The sequence below is a fragment of the Rhizobium sp. B21/90 genome, assembly GCF_019355815.1.
Lineage (GTDB): Bacteria > Pseudomonadota > Alphaproteobacteria > Rhizobiales > Rhizobiaceae > Rhizobium > Rhizobium rhododendri.
Genome location: NZ_CP072162.1, coordinates 983,537 through 998,933, shown reverse-complemented (window position 1 = coordinate 998,933; position 15,397 = coordinate 983,537). Strand labels below are relative to the sequence as shown.

The window sequence follows — 15,397 nt, the reverse complement described above, 5'->3', positions numbered from 1 at the left end:
ACCCCACCACCCGGTCCTTTTTCACGACTTGCGTATCAGCGACCGCTGAACGAGCATCGCAATGATGATGATCGCGCCCTGGATGGCGCCGATCAGGTATTCGCTGACGAAATTGGACAACAGCATGATGTTGCCGACGATTTCGAGAATGAAGGCGCCGCAAATTGTAGCCCAAATACGGCCGACACCTCCGCGCAACGCCGTGCCACCGACGACGACAGCGGTGATCGCCTGCAACTCCCACATCATACCAGTCGTGGCTGAAGTTGACCCCAGCCGCGGCACATAGAGCAGCACGGCAACAGCGACGCAGATCCCCTGGATAACATAGGCCATTGTACGCACCCGGTTGACCGAAATTCCGGAATAACGCGCCACATCTTCGTTCGAGCCAACGGCGGCGACATGCCGTCCGTAGCGCGTTCGGTAAAGGATGAAGGCGCCTATGGCAGCCACAGCGAAGATGACGATCACGGGCACGGGCACGCCGAGCACCTGGCCGAAATAGGCCGGCCGGTACATCTTGACAATCTCCGGGTTGCGCAAGGTGATGGCGCCGCCCTGTGACAGGGAGGTGGTAAGTCCACGAAAGATCCCCATCGTGCCGAGCGTCGCAATAAACGGCTCTATACCACCCACAGTCGTTATGAGGCCATTGGCGAGCCCGCAGGCACCGCCGAGAGCGATGGCGAGCAGCATGGCGACAATGAGCATGCCGGCGGGATCGGCGATGACGCCGCTGTTGATGAACAGGATCATCAGGCTCGCAACGAACGCTACCATCGAGCCGACCGAAAGATCGATCCCACCCGCCGAGATGACGAACGTCGCGCCGATGGCAATGATTGCGATGAATGCACTGCGGGTGATGACGTTCAGCAGATTGTCGATGCTGATGAAATTCGGATTGGCGAAGGCGCCGAGCACCAGCAGCAAGGCCAGCGCCACGAAGGGAGCCACAGCGCGTAGATCTATATCCTTCCACGAACGTTGCATTTTGACGGATTCGGTTGTTGTCACATTGCTCATGGTTGCTCCGCTCAGGCGGCCTCTCCGGCACTGGCATCGGTGGCCAGCACGACGATTTCGTTTTCGGTCATCATTTCGCCGGCCACCTCGCCGACGATCCGCCCGCCGCGCATCACCAATATCCGGTCGCAGATGCCGATGAGTTCGGGCATTTCCGAAGAGACGACGATGATCGAGCGGCCCTGTTCGGCAAGGGCTGCGATGAATTTGTAGATCTGTTCCTTGGTGCCGATGTCGATGCCGCGCGTCGGCTCGTCGATGATGACGATATCGGGATCGAGCAGCATCATCTTGGCGAGCAAAAGCTTCTGCTGGTTACCGCCCGACAACTGGCCTGCCAGCATGTCCTTGTCTCCAACCCGGATGTCGAACTCCTTGATGGCGGCATCGAGTGCGGCGCGCTCCTTTGCCCGGTCCACCTGGAAGCGGCGGGCAAACTGGCCGAGCGCAGCAAGCGTCAGGTTGACTCGGAGATCCTTGGTGAGCAGCAGCCCCTTGCCCTTGCGATCTTCGCTGAGATAGACGATCCCGGCCTTGAGGCTGGCATGCACGTCGGCAAAGTGCACCGGTTTGCCGTTGAGCTTCACAGCTCCATGCCCGGTGCGAAGCCCGACTACGCCCTCCATCAGTTCCGTCCGGCCGGCGCCGATCAGCCCGGCAAAACCGAGGATCTCGCCACGATGAAGGGTGAAGGACGCGCGCTCGGCATAGCCCGGCACCGAAAAATTACCGACCTCCAGCACAGTTTCACGAACCGCAGCCGCATGCCGGTCTGGATAGAGCTTTGCCACATCGCGACCGACCATCAACCGCGCCATATCGGCAGGCTCGAGATCGGCAGCCAGATGCGTGGCGACCAGCCGTCCGTCGCGAAGAATAGTCACCCGGTCGGCAATCTCCTTCACCTCCTGCAGCCGGTGCGAAATATAGAGGACCGCCACCCCCTTGGCGCTGATATCACGGATGACCTTGAGAAGCGCCCTGGTCTCGGTTGGCGTCAGCGACGCAGTTGGCTCGTCGAAGATCACGAGCCGGTGCGGCACCAGCAGCACGCGGGCGATCTGAACCAGCTGCCGCTGGGCAATCGACAGACGCCCGACCACCACAGTGGGTTCGATATCGGCGCCAAGATTGCGGATGGCGCTGCGCGCGCCGTCGTTCATGGCGCGGTCGTCGACGATGAAGCTGCGACGCAGTTCACGGCCGAGATAGAGGTTTTGTGCCACTGTCAGATCGGGAGCGAGCAGGATTTCCTGGTGCACGAGCACGATGCCGCGCGCTTCCGCATCGACCGGCCCGGACAGGTGCGCAGGCTCGCCATCGACCCGTACCTCGCCGCGCGTCGGCTGAAGATGCCCCGAAAGAAGCCGCATCAGCGTCGACTTGCCCGCGCCGTTCTCGCCGATGATCGCATGGACTTCACCTGGCATCACGGAAAGGTCGATGTCGCGCAGGACCTCGACAGGCCCGAATGATTTCGAGAGGCCGACGGCTTGCAGAAGCGGCGTAGAAACATCGAGGCGCGGGTTCATTGCGGCGCATCCTCTGCTGCCGCTTCCCGCCCTTTCGCGCATAAACCTTCGGCCCCACAAAGGCCGACAAGGCTCACGCCATCGTCCTCAAGAACTCTCTCCACCCCTGCACTCCTCCAAGCAAGAGGCTAGCGTATATGATGAGGTACGTAAAGCAGTGGGCGAATGTTTTTTATGGATTACAAACAGGACGTGCATGATGAGACGGGCGATGCCGGCTTGATGACTTCTCGCGCCAACTGCTTTATACTTATCCTATGAGCGAAGGCACTCGGACAAATTTCGTACCAGATCGCAGCGATATGGCTCTCGATGCACTGGTGCTTGGGACCGTCAACGCTCCTTATCGACGCTCTGTGTCCTCCACCGAATTGGTTTCAGTTCTTGCCACCGGCAAAATAGACAGCTGGCTCGTGCACATCTCGACGTTTTTCACCGACGTTCGCCCGGATCTGGTGATCGACTTCGCTGATGCCCACGGCATCGGGCATTCCCAACTGCAATTGATGTACGCCCTCGTTAAAGGTGCGACTGGGGAAGCGAGCAAGGAGATGGAGGAAGCCCTTGTCGAACTGGCACAGCCTGCTTGATCGTGCCATCCGTGGACTTGAATCCCTACCGCAAATAACGGTTACTCAGGAGGATTGGACGCTCGGCGGAGGCACCGCCCTGATGCTTCAACTACAACACCGGCTGTCCAAAGACATCGACATCTTCTTCCACGATGCCCAGTATCTGACATTCCTTTCACCCCGCGTCGGAGGCGAAGAAATTTGGGGAGCCGATGCCTATGACGAAGCGGCGCACTATGTGAAATTGATCTACGCGGAAGGCGAGATCGACTTCATCATATCCTCAAATATTACCAACATTTTACCGCACAGGATGAGCGTGGAGGGCGACATAAACGCCGGAATTGCGGCCTACGTTATTCCCATCGAGCATCCCGTAGAGATCGCCCTCAAGAAGCTGTGGCATAGGGGACCGGAACTTAAAATCAGGGACGTTTTCGATATCGCTGTCGTCGCAGAACATCATGAGGCGCTCCTGGTTGCCAATCTTCACCATGTCAAATCGAAAAAGAATGCGATTGTCAGCCGCTTGAGCAATATCGACGGCAATTTCTTTCGCGCATCCATGGAAGAGTTGGACATTCTGCCTGCCTACGCCAGCACTGCGAAATCAGCATTGGCAACAGTGCGCACGATTTTGGATCGTATTTAACGAGCGTCTCCCCGCAACCAGCGGAGAGACGCTCCCAGCCATCAAACGTAACGATTGACGATGTTTTCCAGCAGTTCCTGCTTGCCTGAACGAGGCTGCGGGTTGATATCGTTGCCTTCCACCCACTTGGCGATGTCGTCGAGCGCGTATTCGCCGCGCAGCAGCTTCTGGGGCTCGGCGGCGTTCCAGCCGGCGTAGCGGTCGTCGAGCGGCTTGGACAAAGCCTTGTCCTCGATCATCTTGGCTGCCGCCTTCAGGCCGCGCGCGCAGCAATCCATGCCGCCGATATGGCCGATCAGCAGGTCTTCCGCGTCCAGCGACTGGCGACGCAGCTTGGAATCGAAGTTCGTGCCGCCAGTGGTAAAGCCGCCGCCGGACAGAACCTGATAATAGGCCAGCGTCATTTCCGGCACGTTGTTCGGGAACTGGTCGGTGTCCCAGCCGGACTGGTAGTCATTGCGGTTCATGTCGATGGAGCCGAAAACGCCGAGTGCGTTGGCAAGCGCCAGTTCGTGCTCGAAGGAATGACCGGCGAGGATGGCGTGGCCCTGCTCGATGTTGAGCTTCACCTCATTCTCGAGGCCGTATCTCTTGAGGAAGCCATAGACCGTTGCGACGTCGTAGTCGTACTGGTGCTTGGTCGGCTCCTGCGGCTTCGGCTCGATGAGGATGGTGCCCTTGTAGCCGATCTTGTGCTTGTACTCGACGACGAGGTTGAGGAAGCGGCCCATCTGGTCAAGCTCGCGCTTGAGGTCGGTGTTAAGAAGCGTCTCGTAGCCCTCGCGACCGCCCCACAGGACGTAGTTCTCGCCGCCGAGCTTCTGCGTCGCGTCGAGGCAGGTCTTCACCGTGGCCGCAGCAAAAGCGAAGACGTCCGGATCGGGATTGGTTGCGGCGCCGCTCATGTAGCGGCGGTGGGAGAACATGTTGGCCGTGCCCCAGAGAAGCTTGACGCCAGTGTCGGCCTGCTTCTGCGCAAAGTAGTCGACGATCTCGTGGAGGTTCTTGGTGTTCTCGGCGAAGTTATTGCCTTCCGGCCGGACGTCGGCGTCGTGGAAGCAATAATAGGGCGCGCCGAGCAGGGTGAAGAATTCGAAGGCGACGTCGGCCTTCAGCTTGGCTGCTTCCATCGTGTCGCTGAACCATGGGCGCAAAAACGTCTGGCCGCCGAAGGGATCGCCGCCTGGCCAGGTGAACGTGTGCCAGTAGGCAACGGCAAAGCGGAGATGGTCCTCCATCCGCTTGCCCAGCAGCATCTCGTCCTTGTTGTAATGCCGGAAGGCCAGCGGATTGGTGCTGTCGGGGCCCTCGTATTTTACCTTCTGGATATCTCCGAAAAATCCTGTGGTCATGGGTATTTCCTCCTTGGTTGGTCTGGTGTTGGTTCTGTGGCTCCCCCTCATCCGGCCCTTCGGGCCACCTTCTCCCCGAGGGGAGAAGGAAAGACGAGGCCTCCGCAGTTTCCCCCTCTCCCCTCGGGGAGAGGGTAGGGTGAGGGGGTTTTGTTGCTAATGCGCCAGCGACTTGATCGCCGGATAGAGCGCCCGGTAACGCTCGTAAGCCTCCTCGTAGGCACCGGCGAAGGCGGATACGGGCTCGATCGTCCCGGCCGTCGCCGGCGGCGTGCAGACGGCGACGGGATCAGCGCCGGTGGCAGCGATCAGTCCCAGCCGGGCGGCGCCGAAAGCAGCTCCGAAATCGCCATCGGCCGGCAGGTCGACGGGTACTCCGAGCGCCGTAGCGATCGATGCGAGCCAGTAGCGCGAGCGCGAGCCGCCGCCGATAGCGGTGACGCGGGAGATCTGGGTGCCGGCAGAACGCAACGCCTCGAGGCTGTCACGAATGGCAAAGGACACCCCTTCGAGCACGGCCTGGGTCAGCACGACGCGGCTGCTCTCGTGGCCAAGGCCGATGAAGGCGCCACGGATCGCGGCATCGTTATGCGGCGTGCGCTCGCCGGAAAGATACGGGAGAAATGTTACGCCCGACGGCGCCTTCAGCGTATCGCCGAGTTCGCCGGTGAGGTCAGCCGGCGACTTACCGGTGATCTCGGAATGCCAGTTGAGCGCATCGGTGGCCGACAGGATGACGCCCATTTGGTGCCAGGTGTTGGGAAGCGCATGGCAGAAGGCATGCACGGCGCTCTCCGGCTTCGGCAGATAGGAGCCGTTGGCGGCAAACAGCACGCCGGACGTTCCGAGCGACACAAAGGCCGCGCCATCGCTGACCGTGCCCATGCCGCAGGCCGAAGCCGCATTGTCGCCGGCGCCGCCCGCCAGAACGACCTTGTCGCCCATGCCCCACTTGGCGGCAAGTTCACCGCGCAGGATGCCGGCAACCTCCGTGCCCTCGACCAGGGTTGGCATCTGCGCCTCAGTCAGGCCGGTGGCATCAAGCAGCTCTGACGACCATTTGCGCTTGCCGGTGTCCAGCCAAGACGTGCCGGCCGAATCCGACATTTCGGACATGTGCTCGCCGGTCAGCCAAAGCCGCAGATAGTCCTTCGGCAGCAGCACATGCGCGACCTTGGCGAAAATCTCCGGCTCGTGCCGTGCGACCCAGGCGAGCTTCGGCGCGGTGAAGCCCGGGAAGACGATGTTACCTGTCAGTGCGCGAAAACGCGGATCGGCGTCGAGCGCGGCCGCCTCGACATGGCTGCGCGTGTCGTTCCAGAGGATGCAGGGGCGCAGCACCTTGTCGGCAGCGTCCAGCAGCGTCGCGCCATGCATCTGACCGGAAAGGCCGATACCGCGCACCGCAGAAAGCTCGTTCGGATGAGAAGCCTTGAGGCCCGCAATCGCCTCCTCCGTGGCACGCACCCAATGCGCCGGATCCTGCTCTGACCAGCCGGGATGCGGCCGCGAAACGTCAAGCGCGCCATTGGCGGAGCCGACGATCTTCTGATCGCCGTCGATCAGCATGGCTTTGACGCCGGAAGTGCCGAGATCGAGACCGAGATACATGTGGTTTACTCCTGTTGCCGCCCCTCAGGGCAGATTGTCTTTCAAGAAAATGTCGAGCCGGATGCGCTCCTGGGCCGCGATGACAGCCAGCCCGTCGGCCTTCGCCTTGAGCACTCGGACAGCGCTGCGAACCTCATGGCCTGCATCCTGGTTAAGCACCACGTCGATCAGCCCATCCTGCAGGGCCTCGCGGGTGTAATCGGTCAACTCGTGCGCAACGACTGTCAGAGCCTTGCCTGCAGCCCGCGCCCGCAAGGCTCTGATCAGGCCGCGGTTGCCGGCGCCAATACTATAGATGCCGATCACGTATGGATTGTCCGCCAGTGCTTTCGTGACAAGCCCGTTCACCGTCTCCGGATCGTCGAGCCCCTCCAGTACCGGCAGCAGCGTCAGCGTGGAAAACTCCTGCTCCATCATCGCCGAAAAGCCCTCGAGCCGTTCGCGATGGTCCCGCACCAGCAGGGAACCTGCGAGCACGAGGACTTCCCCCTTCCGTCCGCCGAGAAACCGGCCGAGCAAGCGCGCCGCCGTCCGCCCCGCTGCGATGTTGTCGATGCCGGCGTAATGATGACGTGCGGAACCGGTCAGATCGGAAACCAGCGTCACCACGGGAATTTTCGCTTGTACCAGCCTTTCAACGGCATCCCGGACTTCGGGCGCATCGACGGCAACGAGCGCCACGCCGGCAATATCGGCGCCGGCAAGGCTGTCCAGCGCCGCCACCAACGCTGCGGGGTCGAAAGCCTTGACCTCGATGATGCGGATAGAGCACCGCTCCGATCCGGCGCGTGAAATTGCCTGCCGCGCCTCGGCGTGCAAGCTGTGCATGAAGGAATTATCGCTGGCCGGAAGGATGAAGACGAGCGGGTAGAGACGGCCCTTGGCCAGATTGGCGGCCGCCATGTCGCGCACGTAGCCGATATCGTTGATGACCGCTTCGACCCGCTGCCGGGTCACGCTGCGCACGCCGGCACGCTGGTTCAGCACCCGGTCCACGGTCGCAAGGCTGACGCCCGCTGCAGCGGCGATATCGTGAACGGTTGGCCTCATGTCTCCTCCTTCGAAGACACTTAGCGCCAAATCTGACGTACGTAAATCAGATTTTTCAAGGCGAAGGCTTTCGACGCAAGCTTGCCGCCGAAAGACCGGGCTCAGACGTTATTTTTCGCGGTCGTTGGCGATCCCCGCCTCGACCCGCCGGGCGATAGCCGAGAGATCGCGCTTCTCGCCGCCGAGGGTCTCGATAGCACCCACCGCGACGTCGCTCGCCACGTAGTCGGATTTGTGACCCATATTGTGGATCGAGATCAGTCGGGCGCCGCGTATGGCTTTTGCCAGTTGTCCTGCGTGGATTGTGGGCGAGACGACACTGTCGGTATCGCCCGTTATGATGATGGTGGGCTTTTCTATCTCGGGGTAGCGCGGCGATGTCTTGGCGGTCCAGTTCTTGAGATTGGCAACATCGACGGCGTTGTTGTGAAAAGAACCGGGACGGATCGCCATCAGCGCGTGGGTTTTCGCCACATAGTCCGCAGGCGCGACGTTCGGCGCAAAAACGCCCTTCACGGCACTGTCGATCATCACCACGCCGGCAGGCGGTGCGATGAAGGTCGAAAACAGCCAGCCCGTCACGGGCGTCGATGCCGCACGATAGTACCAGGCGATACCGCCCGGCCAGGGATAGACGGCGGGCGAAAGGAAGACCAAACCGATGACCTTGTCGGGGTGACGCAGCGCAAAGCTGGCAACAACGGCACCACCGAAGGAATGGCCGACGATGATCGCCTTCCTTATCCCGCGCTTATCCATGACAGCGGCTATCGCATCCGCCTGACCATCAGGATAGGCGTTTTCCGCGCCGCCACGGTCCGAGCGTCCGTAGCCGGGGCGATCGACGAACAGCAGATCCGCCCGGCCCTCCAGCTTGCCACGAAACGACAGCATCGGGTCGAACAGGTTGGCGCTGGCACCATGGACGAAGACGACCGGCGGCAGGTCGGGATGACTGGCGCGCAAGTAGACGCTGTTCATCCTGTAGCCACCGACATCGATCAACTCCTCCGGCACGGAATCTGCAGTCGCCGAGGTCGCGCAGGAGGCTCCGAAAGCGAACAGTGCCAGGAGCACGAGTGCACGCCTGACGGTGCAGAAAGTCGTTTTGAACATCGAGACGGGGTCCGGCATGGAGGAACGATGAGAATTTCGATACGTCGCCGACGGCGCGCCGGTTCACCGGCGGGCACGAAAACGCCGCCAGACAGATACGTCGTGGCGGCGAAAAGGTTTCGGTCGAAGTTGCTAGTGGCCGCCGGCCGGCGCACCCTTGGGTGGCGGCTTAGGCTTGCTGATCATCGCAACGCCGATCAGCATCAGCGTGAACAGCACCGTCAGGATCATGAACACGTCGCTGAACGACATCACCATCGCCTGCTGGGTCGTCAGGTTGACCATCGTGCGTACGGCGACATTCGAACCGTCCATCCCGTGAGCATTGTAGTTCGCGGCCATGCTGTTCAGCTGGTCGACGGCAACCGGATTACCCCAGTTGATATTTTCGCGCAGGCGCATGTAGTGCAGGTCCTGCCGGGTGGTCAGCACCGTATTTATGATCGCAAGGCCAACGGCACCGCCCAGATTTCTCGTCAGGTTGAACAGGCCCGAAGCGCCGCGCATGCGCTCCGGAGCCATCGTCCCCAGCGCGATATTGTTGATCGGCACCATGCACAGCATCAGGCCTACACCGCGCAGGATTTGCGGGATAAGCAACTCCCAGAAATCCCAGTCAGTGGTAATCGACGTCATGATCCATGTGCCGGCCGCAAAGAAAATAAACCCGGCCGCCATGATAATCCGCGGATCGAGCTTGCTCGACAGCATGCCGGCGACCGGCGCCGTACAGAACATCGCGAGGCCGGAGACAAACATGGTCTCGCCGATCATCAGCGAATCGTAGCCGCGTATGCGACCGAGATAGAGCGGATAGACGTAGGTCAGGCCATATAGCCCGATGCCCATGACAAAGGAAAATACCGAGCCGAAGGAGAAGTTCTTGTTGGCGAAAGCCTTCAGATCGACAATCGGAAAGGAGGCTGTAAAGGCCCGGAAAAAGAAGATCACCCCGCCTATCGCCGAAGCGATGGCGGCGATGACGATATAGCCGTCGTTGAACCAGTCGTTGGTGTTGCCTTCCTCGAGCACATATTCCAGTGCACCGAGAAACACGGCCATGCCCAACAAGCCCCACCAGTCGAACTTCTTCATCAGCGACAGCTCAGGCTTGTCGAAGTCGATGAAGTTCCATGTGACGAGCGTCACGAGAATACCGGGGCCGATATTGATCAGAAACAGCCAGTGCCAGGAGAAGGCATCGCTGAGATAGCCGCCGACCGTCGGTCCGATGGTCGGCGCCAACGTGGCGATCAAGCCGATGATCGGCGATATGACATTGCGCTTCGATGGCGGAAAGATGGTGAAGGCGGCAGCAAACACGGACGGGATCATGCCCCCGCCGATAAAGCCCTGCATCGCCCGATAAACGATCATCTGGTCGATATTGGTCGCAGTGGCGCAGAGAGCGCTGGATGCAGTAAAGCCAGCAGCGCAGATGGCGAAGAGATAACGGGTGGAGATGATCCGGGCCAGCGTGCCCGACAGCGGGATCATGATGACTTCGGCTATCAGGTAGGCAGTCTGCACCCAGGCGATTTCATCGGAACCTGCACTGAGGCCGGCCTGGATTTCAGCGAGCGATGCCGACACCACCTGGATGTCGAGGATCGACATGAACATGCCGAGCACCATCGCGATGAATGCGATCATCCGGCGCGGATCTACGCGCTCCGAATCGGGAGCGGCAGAACCGGCAGCCGGTCCTGCAGTGGGTGTTGCGGCAGCCATGGATGCTCTCCGAGCGTTACTTGTTCGACTGCGGCGCAGTGCGCGTATCGACGTCGACGACGACGCTGAGGCCGGCACGCAGGCGACCGCTGTCGAGTGCTTCCTGCGGCAGGGCGATGCGGACCGGCACGCGCTGGATCACCTTGGTAAAGTTGCCCGTCGCATTTTCCGGCGGCAGCAGCGAGAAGACCGAGCCGGATGCCGGCGCGATAGACTCGACGGTACCGACAATCGGCTCGTCGCTGTAGGCATCCACATGCACCTCGACCTTGGAGCCCGGAACGACGTGCTGGAGTTGGGTCTCCTTGAAGTTGGCGTCGATGTAGAGCTTGCGGGTCGGGACGATGGACATAAGGCGCGTTGTCGAGGACACGTAATCGCCTTCCTGGACCGAGCGGTTACCCACGATACCATCATAGGGTGCCTTGAGGACCGTGAAGCTCAGGTCGCGGGCGGCCTTGTCCCGCGAGATTTCGAGTGTCCGGACCGTCCCTTCAGCCTGCCTGCGCTGCGCCTGCAGCAAGGCAATATTCGCCTGTGCCGAGGCAATATTGGCGTCGCCGGCGACGAGGTTGGCGTTGGCCTGGTCGAGCGCGATATTGGCGGAATCGACGTTGGCGGCGGTGCCAGCAGACTTCGATTCCAGCTGGGTCGCGCGGCTCTGGGTGATCTGCGCGCCACGCACCGTTGCCTGCAGTGCCACCTTCTGGGCCTGCGCCTGGGCAAGCGAGGCCTGTGCCCCTACGATTTGCGCGTCGATGGTCTGCAATGCAAGTTTCTCTGTATCAACCTGCGCCTGAGCCTGGTCGAGTGCGTTCTGGTAATCGCCGTCGTCCAGTGTCAGCAATACGTCGCCAGCCTTGACCTGCTGGTTGGCAACCACGTCGACCTTGGCCACATAGCCGGCAACCTTGGGCGAGATGACCGCCATGTCACCGCCGATATAGGCATCGTCGGTCGACACCATGAAACGTCCGGTCGTCCACCAGTTATACCCGTACCAGCCGCCGCCGATCAGCGCGATCACGACGATGGTCGGCAGAACGAAGCTGCGGCGCTTTTTGCCGGCTTTTGGCGGATCGACTGTCGTTGTAGCCGAGGGCTCAGCTGGCGCAGGGTTGCTGCGAGCTTCGGCCGCTGCCGGCTCCGCTTGCATAGCCGAGTCAGACTGGGCAGAATTGGCGTCTGCGGGTTCGCTTACAATGCGTGCAACATTGTTCTTTTGAATGGACGACATGTAGAGAGCACCAGATTTTTACGGAATTTGTCGAACCGAACGGTTCGGTTCAGTTGACATAGAGCGTTTAACACATCATATCAAGTCATACCGAACCAATCGGTTCGATTTGGTTAAAGAATCTTCGTTGAATGACAGTGTCTGACAATATAACGGTCAAAAACAATTTGGCGCCTGAGGATAACTCTTCTTCGGCAGGCGGTCGCTGGGCGGCTGGCGAAGATCCGACGAAGCGCGAGCAGATCCTGGATGGCGCCCATCGCGTCTTTATGCGGCTTGGCTTCGACGCCTCGAGCATGAACGATGTAACGCGCGAAGCTGGCGTTTCAAAGGGCACGCTCTACGTTTATTTTGCCAACAAGGAAGAGCTGTTCACCGCAATCATCGAGCGGCAGCGTGCTACATTCATCGCCACGATGCGCATGGCTCTGGCGGAGCATGACGATCTCGAAGGGGGCCTCTACGACTTCGGCGTCACGTTCGTGCGGCATATGACCGACGAAAAGGTCATCACAGCGATGCGCACGGTGCTGGGTGTCCGCGAAAGAATGCCTGTCCTCTGCAAGCGGTTCTTCAAGGGACCAGAAAATCTGCGCACTGTCCTGCAGGACTTTCTGCTGCGGCACATGGCGGATGGCAAGCTGGAGATAGACGATCTCGACCTCGCGGCCGGGCAGTTTCTCGATCTTTCCAGCGGCACTTTCTTCAAACTTCGCCTGTTCGGAAGCATGGATGAGCCCCCTGAACAAGCGGAAATCGAGCGTGTGATCAATGGCGCGGTGAAAACCTTCCTCGCCGCCTATGGAAAGTCTTCAAAGCCTTCGTAAACCAAGGCGCCCTCGCGGCGCTTGCGCTCGAACTTCCAGTTCCTACATTAGCCCGGGTATTTTTCGCCGGTTAGTCAATGTGGGGAACACGATCGATGCAGACACTGATGCCATTGCTACAGGATCCAAGCGCCTGGGTGGCGCTCGTCACACTCGTAGTGATGGAGGTGGTTCTCGGCATCGACAACCTGATCTTCATCTCGATCCTCACCAACAAGCTGCCACCTGAAAACCGCGACAAGGCCCGCAAGATCGGTATCGGCCTGGCTTTAATCATGCGCCTTGCGCTGCTGGGCACGGTCGCCTGGATCGTGCGCCTGACGGAGCCGGTCTTCGACATCATGGGCCATGGCTTTTCTTGGAAGGACATCATCCTGATTGCCGGTGGCCTGTTCCTCCTGTGGAAGGCCACGAAGGAAATCCATCACAGCGTTGATCCCGTCGATCAGAACGGCGATTTCATCGCCAAGTCGACCACGACGGGCTTTGCCGCTGCCATCGGCCAGATCCTTCTGCTCGACCTTGTCTTCTCCGTGGACAGCATCATCACCGCCGTCGGCATGACGCCGCATATTCCGATCATGTTCGTGGCCGTCATCACCGTCGTCCTGGTCATGCTGCTGGCTGCAGCGCCGCTTGCCAACTTCATCGAGAAGAACCCCTCGATCGTCATGCTGGCGCTCGCCTTCCTGCTGATGATCGGCACCACGCTGATCGCCGACGGCATGGGCTTCCATGTGCCGAAGGGCTACATCTACACCGCGATGGCATTTTCTGCCCTGGTGGAGATTCTCAACATGATGGTGCGCAACCGCAGGGGAAAATCCAAGACCCGGCACTGAGCCTACGGACCTTCCCGCAATAGGCCGGATCGGCGCTCGAAAGACTGCCGATCCGGCAGGCCAGCATGCCGCCCTGGCGCACCGTGAATCGGCGGTTTTTCTTGACCTCGACGGTTGAATATGTCCTAAGGCCAGCCAGACGGAAAATGGCTGGCCTGGCAGTGTTTTTGGCGCTGTTTTGAGGCTGTTTCCGAAACTCCGATCCTTGGCGCCGGCCAGTGCCCCGTCTGGATCTCCCGCACGTCATTACGGATAGACATCATGACCACTTCAGGCGTCCGCGTCCGCATCGCACCCTCCCCGACCGGCGAGCCCCATGTCGGCACGGCCTACATTGCGCTGTTCAACTATCTCTTTGCCAAGAAACACGGCGGCGAGTTCATCCTGCGCATCGAGGATACCGACGCTACCCGTTCGACGCCGGAATTCGAGACGAAGGTTCTGGATGCGTTGAAGTGGTGCGGGCTGGAATGGTCGGAAGGCCCTGACGTCGGCGGACCCTATGGGCCTTACCGCCAGAGCGACCGCAAGGACATGTACCAGCCCTACGCCGAGGAGCTTTTGCGCAAGGGCCACGCATTCCGCTGCTTCTGCACGCCGGAGCGCCTGACGGCGATGCGCGAAGCCCAGCGCGCAGCCGGCAAGCCGCCGAAATATGACGGTCACTGCCTTAACCTGTCCGCCGAGGAAGTAACCTCGCGCGTTGCATCAGGCGAAGCCTCCGTGGTGCGGATGAAAATCCCGACGGAAGGCTCCTGCGACTTCCACGACGGCGTCTATGGCGATGTCAGCATTCCGTGGGACAGTGTCGACATGCAGGTGCTGATGAAGGCCGACAACATGCCGACCTATCATATGGCAAACGTCATCGACGACCATCTGATGAAGATCACCCACGTCGCCCGCGGCGAGGAATGGTTGGCGTCCGTGCCGAAACACATACTGCTCTACCGCTATTTCGAGTGGGACCAGCCGGTATTCATGCATCTCTCCCTGATGAGGAATGCCGACAAGTCGAAGCTGTCGAAGCGCAAGAACCCCACCTCGATTTCCTACTACACGGCGCTCGGCTATATCCCGGAAGCGTTGATGAACTTTCTCGGCCTGTTCTTTATGCAGATCGGCGAAGGCGAGGAACTGCTCGATATCGAACAACTGGCTGCCAACTTCGATCCTGAGAACCTGTCCAAGGCCGGCGCGATCTTCGACATCCAGAAGCTGGACTGGCTGAACGGCCGCTGGCTGCGCGAGAAAATGTCGGAAGAGGAATTCGGCCGGCGCGTGCTCACCTGGGCGATGGAAAACAACCGCCTGCAGGACGGCCTGAAGCTGTCGCAGTCGCGCATCACCAAGCTCGGCGAGCTGCCGGACCTGATGGGCTTCCTGTTGAAATCGGATCTGCACCTTGATGCATTGGCCTTCGCCAAGATCAAATCGACGCCTGAAGAGCTGCTGGAAATCTTCAACACGGTGCAGCCGGATCTCGAAAAGATCCTCGAATGGAACGTCGAGTCCATCGAGGCCGAGCTGCGCGCCATCGCCGATCGCATGGGCAAGAAGCTGAAGGTCATCCTGGCGCCGCTCTTCGTTGCCATGTCCGGCTCGTCACGCTCGCTGCCGCTGTTCGACAGCATGTCGATCCTCGGCCGCTCCGTCGTGCGCCAGCGCCTGAAGCTCGCAGCCACTGTGGTGGCGACGATGGCCGGCAGCGGGAAATAGAGGCGGCAGGTCCCTCATCCGGCCCTTCGGGCCACCTTCTCCCCGAGGGGAGAAGGGACTTGCCTCGGGGCACGCCTTCCAGTCCCCTCTCCCCTCGGGGAGAGGGTAGGGTGAGGGGGCGCTGCGG

Annotated in this window: 13 protein-coding genes; 5 read left to right on the top strand and 8 right to left on the bottom strand. The window is 60.5% G+C overall.

What is annotated here, in order from left to right; translation table 11 throughout:
- Positions 1 to 21 precede the first annotated feature (21 nt).
- On the bottom strand, positions 22 to 996 hold the full coding sequence (locus J5278_RS04810) for an ABC transporter permease (RefSeq protein WP_374108289.1): 975 nt from the start codon (positions 994 to 996) through the stop codon (positions 22 to 24).
- A gap of 44 nt (positions 997 to 1,040) precedes the next feature.
- Positions 1,041 to 2,561 (bottom strand): sugar ABC transporter ATP-binding protein, encoded by a 1,521-nt coding sequence (locus tag J5278_RS04805; RefSeq protein ID WP_209184953.1) that lies wholly within the window; start codon positions 2,559 to 2,561, stop codon positions 1,041 to 1,043.
- A gap of 302 nt (positions 2,562 to 2,863) precedes the next feature.
- Here J5278_RS04805 and J5278_RS04800 point away from each other — a divergent pair, with 302 nt between their 5' ends.
- Positions 2,864 to 3,151: a hypothetical protein gene (locus J5278_RS04800; RefSeq protein ID WP_142830428.1), complete on the top strand. Its 288-nt coding sequence runs from the start codon at positions 2,864 to 2,866 to the stop codon at positions 3,149 to 3,151.
- Complete coding sequence (locus tag J5278_RS04795; RefSeq protein ID WP_142830427.1) at positions 3,126 to 3,785, top strand: nucleotidyl transferase AbiEii/AbiGii toxin family protein; 660 nt, start codon at positions 3,126 to 3,128, stop codon at positions 3,783 to 3,785. The genes J5278_RS04800 and J5278_RS04795 overlap by 26 nt, the downstream gene beginning before the upstream one ends.
- Positions 3,786 to 3,826: 41 nt before the next feature.
- Here J5278_RS04795 and xylA read toward each other — a convergent pair whose 3' ends face one another.
- From xylA to J5278_RS04765, 6 genes are all read right to left on the bottom strand, one after another.
- On the bottom strand, positions 3,827 to 5,137 hold the full coding sequence (gene xylA, locus J5278_RS04790) for a xylose isomerase (protein ID WP_209184954.1): 1,311 nt from the start codon (positions 5,135 to 5,137) through the stop codon (positions 3,827 to 3,829).
- 156 nt (positions 5,138 to 5,293) lie between these two features.
- Positions 5,294 to 6,748, bottom strand: coding sequence for a xylulokinase (gene xylB, locus J5278_RS04785; protein ID WP_209184955.1), 1,455 nt, complete (start codon positions 6,746 to 6,748; stop codon positions 5,294 to 5,296).
- 24 nt (positions 6,749 to 6,772) lie between these two features.
- Positions 6,773 to 7,798 (bottom strand): LacI family DNA-binding transcriptional regulator, encoded by a 1,026-nt coding sequence (locus tag J5278_RS04780; protein ID WP_209184956.1) that lies wholly within the window; start codon positions 7,796 to 7,798, stop codon positions 6,773 to 6,775.
- Positions 7,799 to 7,906: 108 nt separating this feature from the next.
- Positions 7,907 to 8,914 carry an alpha/beta fold hydrolase gene (locus tag J5278_RS04775; RefSeq protein WP_209184957.1) on the bottom strand — a complete coding sequence of 336 codons (1,008 nt, stop codon included), beginning with the start codon at positions 8,912 to 8,914 and terminating at the stop codon, positions 7,907 to 7,909.
- Between the two features lie 132 nt (positions 8,915 to 9,046).
- The gene (locus tag J5278_RS04770) at positions 9,047 to 10,645 is read right to left on the bottom strand and encodes a DHA2 family efflux MFS transporter permease subunit (RefSeq protein ID WP_209187580.1); all 1,599 of its coding nucleotides are present in this window, start codon (positions 10,643 to 10,645) and stop codon (positions 9,047 to 9,049) included.
- Positions 10,646 to 10,661: 16 nt separating this feature from the next.
- The gene (locus J5278_RS04765; protein ID WP_209184959.1) at positions 10,662 to 11,882 is read right to left on the bottom strand and encodes an HlyD family secretion protein; all 1,221 of its coding nucleotides are present in this window, start codon (positions 11,880 to 11,882) and stop codon (positions 10,662 to 10,664) included.
- 131 nt (positions 11,883 to 12,013) lie between these two features.
- Here J5278_RS04765 and J5278_RS04760 point away from each other — a divergent pair, with 131 nt between their 5' ends.
- From J5278_RS04760 to gltX, 3 genes are all read left to right on the top strand, one after another.
- On the top strand, positions 12,014 to 12,709 hold the full coding sequence (locus J5278_RS04760) for a TetR/AcrR family transcriptional regulator (RefSeq protein ID WP_142830413.1): 696 nt from the start codon (positions 12,014 to 12,016) through the stop codon (positions 12,707 to 12,709).
- A gap of 95 nt (positions 12,710 to 12,804) precedes the next feature.
- Positions 12,805 to 13,551: a TerC family protein gene (locus J5278_RS04755; RefSeq protein WP_219258319.1), complete on the top strand. Its 747-nt coding sequence runs from the start codon at positions 12,805 to 12,807 to the stop codon at positions 13,549 to 13,551.
- 261 nt (positions 13,552 to 13,812) lie between these two features.
- Positions 13,813 to 15,270, top strand: a complete 1,458-nt coding sequence (gene gltX, locus J5278_RS04750) for a glutamate--tRNA ligase (RefSeq protein ID WP_209184961.1) — start codon at positions 13,813 to 13,815, stop codon at positions 15,268 to 15,270.
- Positions 15,271 to 15,397: the final 127 nt, after the last annotated feature.